Below are 17,235 nucleotides of genomic sequence, written 5' to 3'. Positions count from 1 at the left end.
CGCCGCCGTGAAAGCGATGCGCCGCAGCCGAAGGTGCTTCGGAGCGCGGCGCCGCAGGCATCAAGGTGCCCCACAATACAAGTCAGCCAGCTTCCCCAAGCGGAGGGAAGAAGGCTGGCGTCCGCGAGGACACAGGCTCGCGGGAACGACGGGCAATCCAGTCGCCTCCCGAAACCCCGGAAGCCCGGTGAGGCGCAAGGCGGCGGTGTTGCCCCAAGGGGCCAATCCGCGCACCTGCGGCCTAACGCCGGGATTCCTCCCCCGCGGAACGAAGCTAGACTGAAAGCCTTGGTCGATTCCCGTCTTGTGTTGGAGCGTCATATTGAATCGTGGCGTTCTTGCCTCCCTTGTTGCCTCGGCGTTGTTCGCCGCGATCTTCCTGGTCTCCGGGTCCCTCAAGGACATCGGGCACACGGAGGTCTACGGCTGGCGGATCGTGCTGACCCTGGGGATCATCGCCCCGGTCTACGCCTTGGTTCCCTCCCGCCGGGCCCAGATGCTGGCCCTGCTCGGACGCATCAGGGCCCGGCCCTCGCTGCTGTTCTTCGGGGTCATCGCCAGTGCCCTGGTCGGCGTCCAGCTCTGGCTGTTCATGTACGCACCCATGAACGGGTATGCCCTGGCAACCTCGCTGGGCTATTTCCTGCTGCCGCTGGTCATGGTCGTGGTGGGGCGGGCGGCCTTCGCCGAGCGGATCTCCCAGGGACAGAAGATCGCGGTGGCGCTGGCGGCTCTCGGGGTGGCACACCAATTGGTCTTCGCCGGAGGGCTGGCCTGGCCCACGTTGCTGATCTGCCTGGGCTACCCCATCTACTTCGCCGCCAGGCGACGGGCACGCTTCGAATCCAATGCCGCCTTCACCCTGGAGATCCTGCTGCTGACCCCGCTGGCGCTCTGGTTCATCCTCACCGGGGCGCGCGGGACCGGGGCCGAACTGCTGCCGGTGTTCTCCATCGGAGTGCTGGGGGCAGTGGCCATGTTCCTCTACCTGGGCGCCGCCTCGCTGCTGTCCCTGTCGGTGTTCGGGCTGCTGAGCTACGTCGAACCGGTGCTGCTGCTGGTGGCCGCGGTGGCCATGGGCGAACAGCTCGTCGCCCGCGATGCCTTCACCTACGCACCGATCATCCTGGCCCTGGTCCTGCTGGCCGCCGACGGATTTCGCGCCACGCGTTCCCTGCGCTGAGGCGTCCAAGGCCGTAGGGTGGGAAAAAGCCCAAGCCAAGCCCTCCGAAAGCCGGTGATTTCCCCAGTGGAGAAACCACAACACCACGATCTGACGTTGCGCCGGGATTCATGGCTCTATGCCGTGAAGCGCACCGTGCGCGAGTTTTCCCGCGACGGGGCCACCGACCTGGCCGCCGCACTGACCTACTACGCGGTCCTGTCCCTGGTGCCCGGGCTGCTGGCGATGCTCTCGCTGCTCTCCCTGATCAGCGGCGGGGCCGAGGCCCGGGACTGGATGGTCCAGGCCATCGGCACGGTCAGCACCCCCGAGATGCAAACGAATGCCGAGGCGCTGCTGAAGCAACTCGGCGAGCAGACCGGAGCGGGATGGGCCTTGCTCGTTGGCCTGCTCGGTGCCCTGTGGTCGGCCTCCGCGTACGTGGGTGCCTTCGGGAGGGCGCTGAACCGCACCTACGCCACCACGGAGGGGCGCCCGCTGTGGAAGCTGCGGCCGCAGATGTACCTGTTGACCCTCGTGATCGTGGTCCTGGCGGTGCTCGCCCTGGCCCTGCTGGTGCTCTCCGGGCCGGTGGCCCGGGCCATCGGGGATGTGCTGGGCCTGGGCGAGGCGACGCTGCTGGCCTGGAACATCGCCAAGTGGCCCGTGCTGGTGCTGATCGCCGTGTTCATGGTCGCCCTGCTCTACCACTTCACCCCGAACATCCGCCAACCGAAGTTCCGCTGGATCAGCGCCGGGTCCCTGGGTGCGCTTTTTGTGCTGGCGCTGGCCACCGCGGGGTTCTTCTTCTATGTGGCGTTCGGGACGTACCAGAGCGGCTACGGGGCGCTGGCCGGGGTGATCATCCTGCTGCTGTGGATCTGGCTGGCGAACATCTCCCTGCTGCTGGGCTCGGAACTGGACGCCGAACTCGAGCGCGCCCGGGAACTGCGCCAGGGCCTGGCCGTGGAAGACGAGTTGGCGTTGCCTGCCCGCGACGACACCGGGATCGCCAAGGCGCGCCTGTCGATGCTCGATGACCACCAGGACGCCCGGACGCTGCGGATGCGGGCAGGCGGTGAGGCCCACCCCGACGTGGATCTCCCCGGGCCGCGCATCCCCTGGGGACTGTTGGCCGGGACCCTCGGTGCCGTGGGCGCGTACCTGGCCGGGCGGCGGCACGGCGCGGGGCGTTAGCAGAGCCCTTGGCTCAGGACCGGCCCAGCACGTGGCGCAACGCCGATTCCAGGTCCGGCTGCCGGAATTCGTAGCCGCTGGCCTCGATTTTTCCGCTGTCCACCAGCTGGTTGGCAAATGCCAGCTCGGCAGCGCCCTCGCGGCCCAGCAGCAGCCGGGGCCCGAAGGCCGGGACCGGGACCCGTGCCGGGCGGCGCACCACCTTGCCCAGGACCCTGGCGTATTCGCCCCCCTGCACCGGGTTCGGTGCCACGGCATTGACCGGCCCGGACAGTGAATCGGTCAGCAGCGCGTGCGCGTAGATGCCCACCACGTCATCGAGCCCGATCCAGGACTGCCAGGCGTCCGCGGCCAAGGGCCCGCCCAGGCCCAGGGCGTAGAGCGGCAGCATTTGCGCCAGGACGCCTCCGGCCGGGGACTGCACCAGCCCGGTGCGCACATTGACCACCCGGACGCCCGCCGCGGCGGCCGGCGCGCAGGATTCCTCCCAGGCCGTGCAGACCCCTGCGAGGAAGTCGGTGCCGGGTTTCGCGTTCTCGGCCAGCGGCACGGCCGGGGACGTGCCGTGCGGGTTCGCCCCGTAGATGCCGATGGCGGAGGCAACGATGAAGCTGCGCGGCTTCCCGTCCCCGGCCAGCGACGCCAGGGAGCGGGCAAGCAGACCGGTGCCCAGCACGCGCGAGGAGCGGATCGACTCCTTGGTTCCCTGCGTAAACCGGCCTCCAATGGTGTGCCCGGCCAGGTTCACCACCGCGTCGACCCCGCGCAAATCCTCCGGGTCCAGCACCGCGTTCTCGGGGTCCCAGAAGATCCGCTCCTTCCCGTCGGCCGCGGCCCGGTCCCGGACCAACCGGATCACGCGGTGTCCTCCCCCGCCGAGCAGGGCGCAGAGCTGGGTGCCGATCATTCCGGAGGCCCCGGCCACGGCAACCACCAGGGGCCGGGCCCGGTGGCCGGCGTGGAAGGCCAAGTCGGCCCGGAGCATCCGTTCGCGGTAGCGGAAGACCTGGATCAGCTCGTGCTTGAAGGCCCTCTCGGTGAGCCGCTGCGCCTGCTGCCACGGCAGCCGGTTGAGCACCGGCAGCTCGTACTCCACCACGTCGCGCATCACCGTGCCGGGCGTTGCCGGGGGGCCGTCGTCGGCAAAGAGGTGCCGGTGTTCCCAGCGGGCCAGCGGGCCCGATTCCATGATGTCGGTGAAGTCGTGCCCGGGGTTCAGGGCGATGTGCTTGGCGTGCCACGGGACTTGTGCGCGCACCCACCCGGGAAGCCCGAGGGTCCGGGCGCCGGTCTCGACGGCCGCGGCCAACGAGGTGCCCATGGTTCCGGGGGCCGCAATGTCCATGACGGCGCGCGAGCCCACGGCCAGGCCCTTGTCGGGTTCCTGCCTGATGGTTCCGGTAAAGGGTGCGGCCAGCCGGGGCAGGGCCCCGGGGCGGGCAAACCAGTCGAATACCAACTGGCGCGGGTGGGGCAGATGCGTGGTGTACTCAAAGATTGCCATGGCCGTGCCCATCCCTAGGTGTCGTGTTCGTTGCCCCTTTCCACCCACACTAGGCGAAATTCGTCTCTTCGGTCGGGCCCCTGCGGCGGCGGGGCTCCGGCGGAACCAAATTGTCCTAGCCGTGTGGTTTGCTGGTGGCATCGATCCATCATCAAGTCAGGGGGAGCGAAAATGGGTATCGGCATGCCGGCCTATCCAACCCTCATGGAGTTGCGCACCGCCGGGTGGACGCTGGAACAAATAGCGAGCACCTACGGGGTCGAGGAACCTGCGATCCAGGACGTGCTCACCTGGCATTTCCTCCATGGGGCCCCGGCCGGCAGGATTCCGCCCGCCGGAACGTAGCAAGGCTTCCGGGCCCCGGTATCAGATGCCGAAGGTGTCGTGGGAGACGAGCTCGTGGAGTTCGATGCGCCCGTCGGGCAGCTTCCAGTAATGCACGCGGCGGGCCGCGGCCACCCCGATCTCCACGCTCATCCGCCAACAGGTCGCCCCGTCCGTCTCCCGGATCTCCTGCGGGTCGTCCCCTCCGGGTCCGGTCCGCTTGGGGTGCACCTCGCGCGCGGCCATTCGGTCCGCCCTCCCGGTCAGCAGCTGGGTCAGGGCCTTGAGGGTCTTGCCGCGCAGCGCGGCACCGTGAGCGTAGAACGAGGCGGCGAACTTCGGGCCGATGACGAAGCCCGGGTCCCAGGGATAGACGGCCTTCTCGTTCGCCGGGACGCGTTGGGCCCACTCCAGGTACAGCTCGTGGCGCAATGCCGCCTCCGCGGTGGTGAACAGGTCCCGGGCGTCGCTCGGCGCCGGCTCCACGGTGCTGCGGGCCTTCCGCCGGGCCACCCGGTGGTTCTGGTTCAACGCTTCGGACTTGTTGCGCAGCAGGGTCCTCAGCTTGAGCGCCTCGGTACGGTACCGGCCCAGCTGTTGCAGCACGGAGGCCAACTCGGATTCCGCGTTGCCGGCCTGCCGTTGGCGCAACGCCTTCAGCTCGGACTTGAGCGCATCGATCTGAAGCAACGCCTGGCGCAGGGCCTCGCGCTGCTTTTCCGGCGTCTGAACCACCGGCATTCCGGTCGCGGATTCTGCGGCCGGCGGTTCCCCGGGTTCCGGGACGTGGTCCCGGTCGACCACCAGCCAGGGGGTGCCGCCGCGCACCAGGGCCGGGGCAACGGCCACCGGTTCGTTGTCATCGACATCGACCAGCACGAGCTTGCGCACCCCGGCGGCGTTGACCAGCCGCGCCGCAACGACCTGCCCCGGTGCCAGCAGCGAGTCGACGTCGTCCAGTTCGTTGGAGGAGACATCTGCGCGGTGCACCGTGATGTTCTCCCCCGGCACCGGGACCAGCACCGCTGCCTCTTTCCCGGCCTCGAGCACCAGGCACGGGACGACCTGGTTCCAGGAGTAATGCTGCAGCAGGCGCGGGTGCAGCAGGGATTCGCGGATCAGCAGGCGCCCGCTGCCCGGTTCGCGGGCACCGGTGAGACGGCTTCCGGTTTCCAGCATCCAGGTCAACGGGGCGTGCGGATAGATGTCCTCGCTGTGGATCTGCGCGCTTGCGCCGTTGTCCAGGGCAATGACTGCGGTGAAGCCGTGGTTCCGGAATCCGGCGACCGCACCGGCCACCAGCACCGAGTGGCTTCCGGTGCCCGTCGACACCGGCCCCGGGGAGCCCACGGTGCGCACCGGGTCCGCGGCGTGCCGCCCGGGTCCGGGGGTCGGGGACGCGGAAACCACCAGTGTGCGGGGGTCGGGCAGGAAGAGCACCTCGTCGATCAGCTCGTTGCTGATCCGCTCGATCGAGTCCCCGGCGCGCACCACGTGCGGCCTCCCGGGCGCGATCCCTTGGCTGCCGGGCCCGGTGGGATAGACGCGGGCAGCGGTGCCGAACACCTCCCACCCGTAGGGCAGGTGGTCGCGCAGCTCGTAGGTCAGCCGGCCCGTGGGAACCACGATGACCTCGGCCCAGTCCTTGACTTCCTCGTAGATCGCCTGGGCATCGAACCCGGCCGCTTCCGCCCGTGCGCTGAGGGTGATGACGACCGAATGCAGGCGTCGCGGTTGCATGAGGTGCAGGGCGAGGTCTTCCCCGGAGCGCGTCCAGCGGTGGACTCCCATCCGGTTTCACCTCCCTGGCTTCGCCCGGCACCTTTCCCGTGTGTTTCCAAACCTACCGGAGCGACGCGCCGGATGGATGGGCCTGGGTTGTCTCAGGCCAGCATCCCCGCGAGCATCCAGCCGGAGAGCACGACCGAGCCGCCCACCACCACGGTGAAGCCCAGGAGCCAGAACCAAGCCGGCAGCCAGCTGCGCGTGGCCAGGATGTACGCGTCGGAGGAAGAAACCAGCTCGCGCCGGCGGGTGTGGACCCCGATCACCTTGAACAGATCGCGCACCGAGCCGACCAGCAGCATCAGCCCCAGGCCGAGGACCACCCAGCCCATGGCCTGGGCCGGGGTGTAGAGCACCAGCAGCTGGGCAGCCAGCGCGGAACACAAGGCCACCGCAATGCCGGCCCAGTTGCGCAGGAACACCAGCGACCCCAACAGCACCAGCGCCCCGATGGACAGGGCCGCGGAGGCATGGCCGAAGTACGTCGAGGCAACCAGGCCCAGGCCGACCACGGCGGGTGCGGGGTAGCCCCAGAAGCCGCTGAAAACCGCGGAGAAACCGGGCTTTCCGCTGCTGACCAGTTCCCCGGAATGATCCAGCCGGATCTTCAGTCCATGGACAAAGCGCCCGGTGGCCAGCGCGGCAAAGGCGTGGCCCAATTCGTGCACGAAGGTCACATACAGCCCGAAGATCCGCCAGGTGGCCCGCGGCACGGTCAGCAGCACGCACAACGCCAGCAGGCCGAGCACCGGCCACGTCGCCAGCACCAACGGTTCGGTGCCGCCGAACCCGGCCAGCACCGCCTGCCACCAGCGGTCAATGATTTCCATCCCCCAACCCTATGCCGCGGTCCTGCATGCCGTTTGCATCCGGGCCGCCCGCGCCCGGGTCTCCGCACCTGGCTCACAGCAAATGCACATCTCGCATTTATATCGTTGGCTCCTCAACCAACATCTGATCCGCGATCCGAAGGGCGGCACACGTGAAGCGACTGCTGGGGCTGCTGCTTGCCCTCTGCGTCCTGCTTCCGCTGTGCCACACCCTGGCACCGGCATCGGTGGCCGATTCGGCCGCCCACGCCGGCATCTCGGCGAGCGCCTCCGCGGCGACCGGGGCCACCCATTGCCCAACGGATGCCCCGGACAAGCAGCACTGCGCCCCGAGCGCGGATCCGCAATTGAACATCGCCCAGATCGCCCCGCGCCCGGACACCTCCGGGGCCTTCGGCGCGCCACCGGCAACCCTTGCGCCATCGTCCGGGACTCCGCGGGCGCAACAGGCACGGGCCCCGGACTTGCACGCGCTGTCCATTTCACGCACGTAGAACGCGGCTTCCTTCCCCCTGCCGCCAGCGCGCCGCCTTGCGGTGCACCGCCTCCGTTTCTCCAAGGACCGCCCATGTCCGAACCCAAGACTTCCCGTGCCCTGCTCATCGCCGTGGTGGTGCTCATGCTAGCCATGGCCACCGGCGGCTGGATCCTGGGCTCCGCCAACCCACGCAGCGCCTTCCCCTCCGAGGCCTCCCCGGAGGCCGGCTTTGCCCGCGACATGCAGACGCACCACCACCAGGCCGTGCAGCTGTCCATGATCATCCGCGAGCACTCCGCCAACGAGGCGGTGCGCTCCATGGCCTACGACATCGCACTGACCCAGCAACAGCAGTCCGGGCAGATGTACGCCTGGCTCGAAATCTGGGGCCTGCCCCAGACCGGCGAATCGATGACCTGGATGAGCGATCTGCTCACCGACAACGGCACCCATGCCGCGCACGGGACAGCCGCCCCCGGCAAGGCCCACACCATGGCCTCAATGGGCATGGCCAGTGCGGCAGACATCGACAGGCTCAGCGCCGCGCGCGGGAGCACTGCCGACCGCCAGTTCCTGACCCTGATGATCGCCCACCACAAGGGCGGGGTCGAGATGGCACAGGCCTACCTGCAACGCGGAAACGACCCGATGGTCACCGCATTCGTCAACAAAATCGTCATGACCCAACAGGCCGAGATCTCGGCCCTGACCCAGCTGCTCGCGCAGCTGAGCTAAAGGATCCCCCTTCCATGAACAAGCGCCAAGAAGCCCAAGAAGTCCTTGCCAAGGCCCAGGCCAAGGAAAAACGCACCAAGCTCCTCACCGTTGCGCTGGTCGCCGCCGCCGCCTTGGCCATCATCGTTCCCACCACGGTGGTGCTCACCGGTGCCGCCCAGGAGAAATCCGCGGTCGCCGCGGCCGCCGCGAGCCCCATCGAGGGCGTGAAGGACTACAAGGTCGCCTCGGCCAACCACGTCGATGCCAAGGTGGCCTACGCGCAGAAGCCCGGTGTCGGCGGGGACCACAACCCCGTCTGGCTCAACTGCGGCATCTATGAAAAGCCGGTGCCGGAAAACAACGCCGTGCACTCCCTGGAACACGGTGCGGTGTGGATCAGCTACGACGGGGTGTCCGACGCCGAACTGGCCACGCTGAAGCAGGACGTGGGCGAAAAGACCTACATGCTCCTGAGCCCGTATCCGGACCAGGGCGCCAAGATCAAGCTCACCGCCTGGGGCGAGCAGCTCAGCGTGGATTCCGCCGACGACCCGCGCATCGCCGCGTTCGTCAAGAAGTACCGCCAGGGCCCCCAGACCCCGGAGCCCGGTGCACCGTGCACCGGCGGCATCGGCCTCTAAGCTTGAAGGACAAGGAATAAGGAGAACACCAAACCATGTCACTGCTTCCCTCCATACTTGCCGGAACCGGACTCATCGGCGGCTTCGCCACCGCCCGCACCACCAAGAACCGCCCCGCCGGCGGAGCCGTGCTCGCCGTCGCGGGAACCGGCGCCTTCCTGGCCTGGAAGGCCAACGTCGGGGCCCCCAGGGCCGCGGCGCTGACCGGGCTCTACCTGGCCGCATTCGGCGCCTCGCACCCGCTGGCCAGGAAGATCGGTGCGTGGCCGGCGGTCAACGCCGTCACCGCGGCGGTGGTGCTCGCTTCCCTGGTGGCGGGGCGCCGCAAATAGGTTCACAAAGAGTGGTTTTGCCTCCCCGCGCTGGTAGCTTTGGCGGCGGGGAAGCAATCCCCGCCTCACGACCCAAGGCAGGCAACAGGCATGCATTCATTCAATATCCCGGTCATCTCCACCCTGCCGCGGGACGTGCAACCGGCGGTGCTCCTGTGCGACAGGCACCCCGGCGACGCGGTCGCCTTCACCGTCATCGATGCGGACCTGGGCTCGGTGGACCTTGACTATGCGACGCTGAAGCTGCGCTCCGAGCAGGCCGCGGCGCTCTTTGCCTCCCGCGGCATCAAGCCCGGGGACCGCGTGGCCACGCTGATGGGCAAGAGCGCCGAGCTGCTCTACACGCTGCTGGGGCTGTGGCGGCTGGGTGCGGTGCACGTGCCGCTGTTCACCGCATTCGCCACGCCCGCCATCGAGGTCCGGGTTGCCGGGGCCGATGCCAAGCTCATCGTCGCCGACACCGCCCAGGCCCCCAAGCTCGCATCCCTGCCCCACCCGGTGCTGGACACCGGGGAGCTGGCGGCCCTGCTTGAGACGCAGCCGGCCGGCTTCGCACCGGCAACCCGGTCGCTGGATGACCCGCTGGTGGAGATCTTCACCTCCGGCACCACCGGAACCCCCAAGGGGGTTGCCGTTCCGGTGCGCGCGCTGGAAGCCTTCGACACGTACTTCCGCTACGGCCTGGACGTCACGGCCGATGACACGTTTTGGAACGTGGCCGACCCCGGCTGGGCCTACGGCCTGTACTACGGGATCCTCGCCCCGCTCTACGCCGGGAAGCGGAACCTGCTGCTGTCCACCGGGTTCGGCGCCGAGACCTGCTGGGCCGTGCTGGAAAAATTCAACGTCACCAACTTCGCCGCCGCCCCCACCATCGTGCGCTCCCTGCGCGCCGCCAAGCCCGAGGGGGTTCCCGGGCTCACGCTCGCCAAGGCCTCCTCGGCCGGCGAACCGCTGGACGCCACCACCATCGCCTGGGCCCAGGGGGTGCTCGGGGTCCCGGTGCGCGACCACTACGGACAGACCGAGATGGGCATGTGCATTGTCAACGGCTGGGCACCGGAGGTCATCGACACCGTCAAGGCCGGATCCATGGGCCGGCCCATGCCCGGGTACTCGGCCTGCGTGCTGCAGCCCGACACCGACGAATGCGCACCGGCCGGAACCCGCGGACGGGTCGCGCTGAACGTCGCCGGCTCCCCGATGCTCTGGTTCAACGGATACACCGGGGACCCGGCACGCACCGCCGAACGCTATTCCGCCGACGGCCGCTGGTACCTCACCGGGGACGCAGGGACCATGGACGAAGACGGCTACATCTTCTTCTCCTCGCGCGACGACGACGTGATCATCATGGCCGGCTACCGGATCGGCCCGTTCGAGGTCGAGTCCGTGCTGGCCGAACACCCGCTGGTGCTCGAATCCGCGGTCATCGGGATCCCCGACGAGCTGCGCGGCGAGGTCCTGGTCGCCCACGTGGTGCTCAAGGACGGGGCAACCGGCAGCGACCAGCTCACCGCCGAGCTGCAGGCCCTGGTCAAGACCCGCTATGCGGCCCACGCCTACCCGCGGAAGATCACCTACGCCGCCGAGCTGCCCAAGACCCCCTCGGGGAAGTTGCAGCGATTCATCCTGCGCGAACGCGAATCGTTGCAGGATTGAGTCCGTCCCGCACGTTCCCGGGCACGGTGCACCCTTAGGCTTAAAGGCCAGGAAGGGGGCAATACCTTGGGAACCCGCAAACCCTTGCTCATACTCGCAATCGTGTCCGTCTTTGCCGGCCTGCTCGGCCTCTCCGGAGGCCCGCGCGCCGATCAACCGGTCCCGCAGGCCTTCGCCCTGCCCGCCGGCGGGGTCCAGGTGGGATTCATGGTCGCCGGGGACTCGATCACCGCCGCCGGCAGCCACACGGTGGCCGACGGGCATGTCGGGGAGGCCTCCTGGATCAACTACGTGAACACGCCCGGGGCACCCCCGGCCCTGGCCTGGACCGGCGGGTGGGCCCTGGGCGGGGCCCAGACCGGGGACATGGCAGCCGCCCTGCGCCACGGCAGCGCCGACGCGCTGGTGATCCTGGCCGGAACCAACGACCTGGCCCGGCACACCAAACGTGAGCGGACCGCGGCAAACCTCATCCGGATCTCACAGATCGTCCAGGCCCCGAGGGTCCTGCTCTCCAGCGTCCCCCCGCGCGACGACGCGGTTCAGGCCACCGTGGAGTACAACGTCTTCCTGCAATCCCTGGCCGCCGAGCGCGGATGGATCTTCGTGGACGCCGCCGCCGGGCTGCGCAGCGACGCCAACACCTTCGCCGCCGGACTCAGCGACGACGGGGTGCACCCCAACGTGGAAGGCGCGAAGATCCTGGGAGCGGCCATCGGCCAGGCGCTGGGCACGAAACCCGTCGTCGCAATCGCCGACACCGAGGCGCCCCAGCCCCTAGGCTAGGAGCCATGCGCTCCCCCATCGACAGCTACCTCGCCGACCTGCACGCCGACCTGCTTGGCCGTTCCTCCGGCACCCCCTACCAGGGCATCCCGGCGATGAAGGATGCGGACAACACGAAATTCGCCATCGCCATCGCCACCGTCGACGGGCACGTCTACCAAGTCGGGGACGCCGAGCTGGAATTCTCCATCCAATCCATCTCCAAGCCCTTCTCCTACGCGCTGGCACTGGACGACATCGGGCTGGACGCGGTGGATACGAAGATCGACGTGGAACCCAGCGGGGATGCGTTCAACGAGATCTCGCTGGCCAGGGACTCCGGTCGTCCGGCCAACGCCATGATCAACGCCGGGGCCATCGCGACGATCTCACTGATCCGGGACACCGAGGCCCCGCGCTTCGGCCGCATCCTGCAGCACTTCTCGGCGGCCGCCGGGCGGCAGCTGGAACTGAGCGATTCGATCTACGCCTCCGAGGCACTGACCGGGCACCGCAACCGCGCACTGGCCTACCTCCTGCGCTCCTTCGACATCATCGAGACCGACCCGACCCCGGTGCTCGAGGACTACTTTCGCGCCTGCTCGGTCATGGTCAACACCCGGGACCTGGCCCTGATGGCCGCGACCCTGGCCAACGGCGGCACCCAGCCGGCCACCGGGGTGCAGGTCATGGGCAAGGAAGCGGTCCAGCGCACCCTGTCGGTCATGACCACCTGCGGAATGTACGACGACGCCGGGGCCTGGATTTCGGCGGTCGGGCTGCCGGCGAAATCCGGGGTCGGCGGCGGACTGATCGCGGTGCTGCCGGGCCAGCTGGGCCTGGCCATCTACTCCCCGGCGCTGGACGCGCACGGCTCCTCGGTCCGCGGGGTCGCGGCCAGCGAGCGCATCAGCGCCGACATGGGCCTGCACTTCGTGCGCGCCGCGAGACTGGGCCGCTCGACGATCCGCGAAAACTACGACATCACCGAGGCCCCGTCCTACACCCGGTACAGCGATGCGGCCAACCGGCTGCTGGCCGAGTACGGCGAGCGCGCACACGTGGTGGAGCTGGCCGGGGACCTGCTCTTCGCCGGCACCGAGTCCATGGTGCGCGAGGTCAGCGGGCTTGCCCCGACCGTGGAGCTGGTGATCCTGGATCTGCGCCGGGTCGATGAGATCGACCGGATCGCGGTGCAGATGATCCACCAGCTGGGCCGGGAGCTGGAGGCCGAGGGGCGCACCCTGGCGCTGGTGCAGGAAAAGGCCTTCGAGCCGCTGGCGTCCCTGCGCTGCTTCCCCAGCCGCAACGACGCGGTGGAGTGGGCCGAGACCATGCTGCTGCAGCGCCACGGCAGCGAGGACCTGGTGCCCAGCGAGGTCGCGGTCCGCGACTTCGCGGCGCTGGACCCGCTGGACACGGCGGACATCGACCTGCTCGAGTCCCTGATGGAGGAGAGCCGGATCGAGGACGGACGCATTATTCGCCGGCCCGGCCAAGAATTCGGCGGCGTGTACTTCATCCTCAGCGGCAAGGTGGTCACCTCGACCCTGCAGAACGGCAAGCCGGTGCGGCACGCCAGGCTCTCGGCCGGCATGACCTTCGGCGAGATCGCCCTGGGCGGCGAGGGCGAGCAGACCACCCGGGTCACCGCGGTGGGCAGGCTGCACCTGAAGGTGCTTTCGGCCGCGTCGATCGCCAGGCTGGAGGCCGATGACCCGGGAACCGCCTTGCGCTTCTGGAAGGCAGTGGCGCGCGATGCCTACACCCGGGTGGAGGCGAACATCAAGGACTCCAGCTACCCGCTGCACTGATCTCCTCGGCTTCAAGCACCGCGTCGCCCACGTGGGTGGGTTCGTGGCGTTCGGCACGGGACGGGGCAGGGCGATCGGTTCGATCCAACCCGCCGGCACGAACGCTAGGCTGGAAGGCATGAGCCAGGAACTGACCATCCCGTGGGGCGACGAAACCCTCACCGCGTTGCTTGACGAGGCCGAGAACCCCCGGGCCTTCCTGGTCCTCGCCCACGGATCCGGCGCCGGCAAGGACCACGACTTCCTCTCCGGCTACGCCCGGGCAGTGGCCAACCAGGGCGTCTCGGTGTTGCGGTTCAACTTCCCGTACATGGACGCCGGCAAGAAATTCCCCGACCGTGCACCCGTTGCGGTCGAGGTATGGAAAAAGGTGCGCGAGTGGGTCGGTTCGAACCTGTCGGGGGACCTTCCGGTGTTCGCCGCCGGCAAGTCCTTTGGCGGCCGCATGGCATCCCTGGCCGTCGCCGAGGGCATGGACGTCCGGTCCCTGGTCTTCCTGGGCTACCCCCTGCATGCCCCTAAAAAGGAAGACAAGCTGCGCGACGAACACCTCTACCCGTTGGCGGTGCCGATGCTCTTCCTCGAAGGCACCCGCGACCCGTTCGCGAACCGGGACATCATGACCCGCGTGTTCTCCAACCTCAACCGGGACAGCGAACTTCTCTGGTTCGAAGGCGGCGACCATTCCTTCAAGGTTGCCCGCTCCGGACGCACCGTTTCGCAGGACGGTTCCGGGCTCGCCGAGGCCACCGCCGAATTCATCCGCGGGCAACTGGCCAAGGACTGAACACCGCGTCCCGGGGCATGCCCGGTGCGCTACGGATAGAGTTGCAGCCATGACCCAAAGTCCCTCCACTCCGCGAGGGCCCCGCAGCGCCGTGTTTACGCCGCTGGACGGGGCTACCCGGTCCCTGCAGGTGGCCCGGCGCCTTACCGACGCCATCTTGCTGGGCGTCATTTCCCCCGGCGAGCGACTTCCCACCGAGGCTGAGCTGGCCCAGCGCTTTGGCGTTGCCCTGGTCACCGCGCGCGAAGCGCTGAGCGAGATCCGCAGGGCAGGGCTGGTGGAAACTCGACGCGGACGCGACGGGGGCTCCTTCGTCCTGGCCTCGAGCGACACCCCCACCCAGGTGCTCACGGCGCGGCTGCGCGGCATTTCACGCATCGAGCTGGCCGATGTCGGAACCTACGAGGCCACGCTGTGTGCCGGGGCGGCTGAACGCGCCGCCGAACTGGCTTCCGGCGAGGAAGCCACCCGGCTCGCCGATTGGCTAGCGGATGCCGATTTCACCACCGCACGTACCGCCGCACGGAACCAGGGCGGATTCCTGCTGGAACTTGCGGTGATCTCCCAATCTCCGCGCTTGGTGCGGGAGCAGATCCGTTTCCAGGCCGAGTTCGGCCAGCTGCTGTGGCTGGGGCTTGGCGAGCAGGCCATCCGCCATGAGGTTTACGGCTGCAACGAAACCATCGTCGCGGCCATTTCCGCCGGGGACATAGACCTGGCGCGCAGCACCGTGCGCCGGCTACTCAAGACGCTGACCACATGGCTGCTGAAGACCAAGGAACGATTGGAGCGCGCGGCATGACCACGACCCAGGAAACCGCCGAGCGCATCGGCGCACTTTTCAACGAACACTTTTCCATGCTTGACGCGTTGCGCACCCAGGTCGAGGGCGGAATGGAACGCGGTGCGGATCTCGACGCCCTCGTTCTTGGTTTCGTGCAGCCCAGGCTCATGATCGAAGGGGCCACGGTGGCAGGGGCCGGATACATCGGCGGTCCCGGCTCCTCGCCCACTCCCGGGGTCGGAGGCGCGAAGGCCATGCACTTTGCCTGGTGGCTCGGCCCGCTGGCCGAGAACCCGCTGTCCGGCACCACCACCGAGGTCACCCGCCTGGACCTTGCCGCCAGGGAATACGCAGACTATTTGCGGGACTTCAGTTCGCTGGAATGGTATTCGGTCCCCGAATCCACGGGTGCCCGACACATTACCGGACCCTATGTCGACCACCTGTGCACCTGCGACTACATGCTCACCCTGACCACCCCGGTGGGTGCCCGGGGAGCTGGCATCGTGGGCCTGGACATCCTGGTACGCAAGATCGAGCCCCAAATCCTGCGGCTACTGCGCGCCATTGACGGACCCGCGGCGCTTGCCACCGCCGGCGGGCGCATCATCGCCTCGACCGCCGACGACTGGGATCTGGGTTCAAGCCTGAAGCAGTTTTCGGGATGCCCTGTCCCGGGAACCACACTGGTGGTGGCCACCGGAGAAAATAATCATTCTATTTAGGATGATAAGCGTGTAGCCTGGCTCTTGTGACGACGGTCACGAGGCAGGCTCCCGGTGCTACGCAGGCCATGGACCACCGCCATATCCCACTCGCAGCCACCAAAGGTCCCACACGCCATGAGCAGCCAAAATATCGAAGACGGCAACCACCTCGCCGTCCTGGGATACGAGCAATCCTTTGATCGCTCGATGTCCCTCTGGGCGAACTTCGCCCTCGGCTTCACCTATCTCTCCCCCTTGGTCGGGGTCTACTCGCTATTCGCCATGGCCCTTTCCACTGGAGGTCCGCCCTCGATATTTTGGATCCTCGTCGTGGCCGGCGGCCAGTTCCTGGTGTCCCTGGTCTTCGGCGAGGTCGTCTCCCAGTACCCGATCCATGGCGGCATCTACCCCTGGACCCGGCGGCTATGGGGACGGCGCTACGCCTGGATGGCCGCATGGATCTACATCTGGGCGATGGTCGTCACCATCACCGCGGTTGCCCAGTTTGGCTCAGGATTCGTGGCCAGCACCTTCGGGGCGGAACTGAACCGCGGAACCACACTGGCGTTCTCCGTCGCGCTGCTCCTGATCGCCCTGGTGCTCAACTTCACCGGCACCAAAACCCTGGCCCGGGTGGCCCGCATCGGCCTGGCGGCCGAACTCATCGGCGTGATCGCCGTGGGACTCTACCTGCTCATCTTCGCCCGCAAGCAGCCCTTCAGCATCTTCATTGATTCGATGGGGGTAGAGGGCAGCGGAAGCTACTCTGCGGCCTTCATGGGCGCGGCCTTGGCCGGGCTGTTCCTCTTCTACGGCTTCGAAGCCTGCGGCGACGTGGCCGAGGAAGTCAGCAACCCGGCACGCCGCATCCCCACCGCCATGATGATGACCATCCTGGTCGGCGGCATCTCCGCCCTGCTCTCCTTCGGCGGCTACGTGCTAGCAGCCCCGGACCTGCAGTCGATCGTCAACGGCGAGGACACCGATCCCATCCCGGCCATCCTGGAGTCTTCCCTCGGCCCGGTGGGAGCGAAGATTTTCCTGCTCGTCGCACTGACCGCGTTCTTGTCTTGCGTGCTCTCCCTGCAGGCGGCCGCTTCACGGCTGATGTATTCGTTCGCCCGCGACGGCATGGTTCCCGGTCACCGATGGCTGGCGCGGGTCTCGCCAACCACCAAGGTGCCCACCAACGCACTTATCGTGGCCTGCTCCATCCCGTTGCTGATCTGCGTCATGATCTACTTCGGTCCCGAATCCCTGCTGACCCAGGTAACGAGCTTCGCCATCCTCGGTATCTACGTCTCCTTCCAGGCCGTGGTCCTGGCCGCGCTGCGCCAACGCCTCAAAGGCTGGAAGCCAGCCGGGCCCTTCAGCCTGGGAGCAGCAGGTCTCGTGATCAATGTCCTTGCCCTGGTCTACGGTGTCTTTGCCATGGTGCTGCTGGCCAGGCCCGGGGCCACCGGTGACTTTGTCGCCGACTGGATCGTGCTGATCGGACTGGCTGTCGTTGCCGGATCCGGCGCCCTGTACCTCTTTGTTGCCCAGCCTGACAAGAAGTCCGACGCCCCCAGCGGAGACGCAATCGAGGTCGCCCAAAAGCTGCGTTCTGCCCAGCCCGTCCGCTGACCTGTCCCCAGGTGGAAAGTCCCGGCGTGCACCGCATGCCGGGACTTTCCGCCTCGCTGCACCAGTACCTGGAACCGTCCCTGGAATCCAATGTGTGGCGGACAGGTGCTAGCTTCGAAG

The 17,235-nt window shown here is 68.1% G+C and carries 17 protein-coding genes; 14 read left to right on the top strand and 3 right to left on the bottom strand.

What is annotated here, in order from left to right; genetic code table 11:
• Window positions 1-322: 322 nt before the first annotated feature.
• A complete protein-coding gene (gene rarD, locus J2T21_RS01170) occupies window positions 323-1,183 on the top strand; it encodes an EamA family transporter RarD (protein ID WP_307577615.1) in 861 nt (286 codons plus the stop codon).
• Between the two features lie 66 nt (window positions 1,184-1,249).
• The gene (locus J2T21_RS01165; RefSeq protein ID WP_307577613.1) at window positions 1,250-2,359 is read left to right on the top strand and encodes a YihY/virulence factor BrkB family protein; all 1,110 of its coding nucleotides are present in this window, start codon (window positions 1,250-1,252) and stop codon (window positions 2,357-2,359) included.
• Window positions 2,360-2,372: 13 nt separating this feature from the next.
• Here the strand turns inward: J2T21_RS01165 and J2T21_RS01160 are convergent, their stop codons facing one another.
• On the bottom strand, window positions 2,373-3,863 hold the full coding sequence (locus J2T21_RS01160) for a TIGR01777 family oxidoreductase (protein ID WP_307577611.1): 1,491 nt from the start codon (window positions 3,861-3,863) through the stop codon (window positions 2,373-2,375).
• 183 nt (window positions 3,864-4,046) lie between these two features.
• On the opposite strand from J2T21_RS01160, the gene J2T21_RS01155 reads away from it, so the two are divergent.
• Window positions 4,047-4,208, top strand: coding sequence for a hypothetical protein (locus J2T21_RS01155; RefSeq protein WP_175475521.1), 162 nt, complete (start codon window positions 4,047-4,049; stop codon window positions 4,206-4,208).
• 21 nt (window positions 4,209-4,229) lie between these two features.
• On the opposite strand, the gene J2T21_RS01150 is transcribed toward J2T21_RS01155, so the two are convergent.
• A complete protein-coding gene (locus tag J2T21_RS01150) occupies window positions 4,230-5,978 on the bottom strand; it encodes a hypothetical protein (RefSeq protein ID WP_307577609.1) in 1,749 nt (582 codons plus the stop codon).
• A gap of 92 nt (window positions 5,979-6,070) precedes the next feature.
• Window positions 6,071-6,802: a M50 family metallopeptidase gene (locus tag J2T21_RS01145; RefSeq protein WP_307577607.1), complete on the bottom strand. Its 732-nt coding sequence runs from the start codon at window positions 6,800-6,802 to the stop codon at window positions 6,071-6,073.
• Window positions 6,803-6,954: 152 nt separating this feature from the next.
• Between J2T21_RS01145 and J2T21_RS01140 the strand changes: the two genes are divergently transcribed.
• The 11 genes from J2T21_RS01140 to J2T21_RS01090 all read left to right on the top strand — a co-directional run bounded on the left by J2T21_RS01140 (window position 6,955) and on the right by J2T21_RS01090 (window position 17,115).
• Window positions 6,955-7,296 carry a hypothetical protein gene (locus J2T21_RS01140; RefSeq protein WP_307577606.1) on the top strand — a complete coding sequence of 114 codons (342 nt, stop codon included), beginning with the start codon at window positions 6,955-6,957 and terminating at the stop codon, window positions 7,294-7,296.
• A 74-nt stretch (window positions 7,297-7,370) separates the two neighbouring features.
• Window positions 7,371-8,015, top strand: a complete 645-nt coding sequence (locus J2T21_RS01135; protein ID WP_307577604.1) for a DUF305 domain-containing protein — start codon at window positions 7,371-7,373, stop codon at window positions 8,013-8,015.
• 14 nt (window positions 8,016-8,029) lie between these two features.
• Window positions 8,030-8,638: a DUF3105 domain-containing protein gene (locus J2T21_RS01130; protein ID WP_307577602.1), complete on the top strand. Its 609-nt coding sequence runs from the start codon at window positions 8,030-8,032 to the stop codon at window positions 8,636-8,638.
• Between the two features lie 35 nt (window positions 8,639-8,673).
• Window positions 8,674-8,970 (top strand): hypothetical protein, encoded by a 297-nt coding sequence (locus J2T21_RS01125; RefSeq protein ID WP_307577600.1) that lies wholly within the window; start codon window positions 8,674-8,676, stop codon window positions 8,968-8,970.
• 90 nt (window positions 8,971-9,060) lie between these two features.
• The gene (locus J2T21_RS01120) at window positions 9,061-10,632 is read left to right on the top strand and encodes an AMP-binding protein (protein WP_307577598.1); all 1,572 of its coding nucleotides are present in this window, start codon (window positions 9,061-9,063) and stop codon (window positions 10,630-10,632) included.
• 102 nt (window positions 10,633-10,734) lie between these two features.
• Complete coding sequence (locus tag J2T21_RS01115) at window positions 10,735-11,418, top strand: SGNH/GDSL hydrolase family protein (RefSeq protein ID WP_307577596.1); 684 nt, start codon at window positions 10,735-10,737, stop codon at window positions 11,416-11,418.
• Between the two features lie 5 nt (window positions 11,419-11,423).
• On the top strand, window positions 11,424-13,211 hold the full coding sequence (gene glsA / locus J2T21_RS01110; protein ID WP_307577594.1) for a glutaminase A: 1,788 nt from the start codon (window positions 11,424-11,426) through the stop codon (window positions 13,209-13,211).
• Window positions 13,212-13,329: 118 nt separating this feature from the next.
• A complete protein-coding gene (locus J2T21_RS01105; RefSeq protein ID WP_307577592.1) occupies window positions 13,330-13,998 on the top strand; it encodes an alpha/beta hydrolase family protein in 669 nt (222 codons plus the stop codon).
• 49 nt (window positions 13,999-14,047) lie between these two features.
• Window positions 14,048-14,800 carry a FadR/GntR family transcriptional regulator gene (locus J2T21_RS01100; protein WP_307577590.1) on the top strand — a complete coding sequence of 251 codons (753 nt, stop codon included), beginning with the start codon at window positions 14,048-14,050 and terminating at the stop codon, window positions 14,798-14,800.
• Entirely contained in the window at window positions 14,797-15,507 is a 711-nt protein-coding gene (locus J2T21_RS01095; protein WP_307577588.1) for a hypothetical protein, read from the top strand. Before J2T21_RS01100 ends, J2T21_RS01095 begins: the two co-directional genes overlap by 4 nt.
• 117 nt (window positions 15,508-15,624) lie before the next feature.
• Entirely contained in the window at window positions 15,625-17,115 is a 1,491-nt protein-coding gene (locus tag J2T21_RS01090) for an APC family permease (protein WP_307577586.1), read from the top strand.
• Window positions 17,116-17,235: the final 120 nt, after the last annotated feature.

The organism is Paeniglutamicibacter psychrophenolicus, from assembly GCF_030812255.1.
Classification (GTDB): domain Bacteria; phylum Actinomycetota; class Actinomycetes; order Actinomycetales; family Micrococcaceae; genus Paeniglutamicibacter; species Paeniglutamicibacter psychrophenolicus_A.
This window is presented reverse-complemented; position numbering and strand designations above follow the sequence as displayed.